Source organism: Streptomyces sp. IBSBF 3136 (assembly GCF_036815105.1).
Lineage (GTDB): Bacteria > Actinomycetota > Actinomycetes > Streptomycetales > Streptomycetaceae > Streptomyces.
In genome coordinates, this window is record NZ_JAJSZC010000491.1 from 1 (window position 1) to 745 (window position 745).

The 745-nt window shown below is 76.4% G+C and carries 1 protein-coding gene; it reads right to left on the minus strand.

The annotated features are described in order from the left end of the window. A partial coding sequence (locus V7E45_RS40405) for a DUF2293 domain-containing protein (protein ID WP_333779264.1) occupies positions 1-673 on the minus strand: 673 nt, incomplete at its 3' end. Positions 674-745: the final 72 nt, after the last annotated feature.

The following is a 745-nucleotide window of genomic DNA, read 5'->3' on the forward strand; positions in this document are numbered from 1 at the left end:
CTCCCCACCCCCGCAGCACACTCTCCACGGTCGCGGCGATCCTCCGCCGCGCCTCGTACCTCGCCACACCGCGCATCAGCAGCTGGTCGTACGGCGTGTCCACGTGCCGCACCGCCGCCACCACCGCCGAGATCACCGCGCCCTGAGACAACGCCCGCCCGGCCGGGCTGCGCCCCACCCGCCCGCTGCCCCTCGCCGACGCGTGCCCCGCGATCGCCCGGGCCCGCTCGGCCGGGCACCCGGGAAACAGCCGCAGGATCTCCGCCGCGAACGCCGCCGCGAACCGCTCGTCCTCCACCGCCCGGCGCCGCGCGTCCCGTGCCCGCCGCCGGCGCCGCGCCTCCGCGTCCGCCAGGCACCGCGCCTCGGCCCGGACCAGGGCCGCCTCCTCCACGAGCAGCCCCTGCCGCTCGTACCGGCTCCTGCGCCGGTTGAACCGCACCACCACCGCCCACAAGGCACTCTCCTCCCGCGCCCTGCGGGTCAGCGCGGTGTCACCGCGTGGCAGGAACACCAGATGCCCGAGGTCCGCGCAGTGCAGGCAGTACGGTGCCCCGTCCTCCAGCACGACCAGCGACAGCGGCCCACGCCGGCACCGGGCACACCGCTTCTGCCGCAGGGGCTGGACGGCGACAAGTCCATCGGGAAGCAGGGAAGTTGCGGTACGCGCCATACGCGGTACTTTCCCCGCCCACGGCCGCTCCTCCCACACCGGCGGCCGACCAACCGGGGGAGGGGCCCTCCC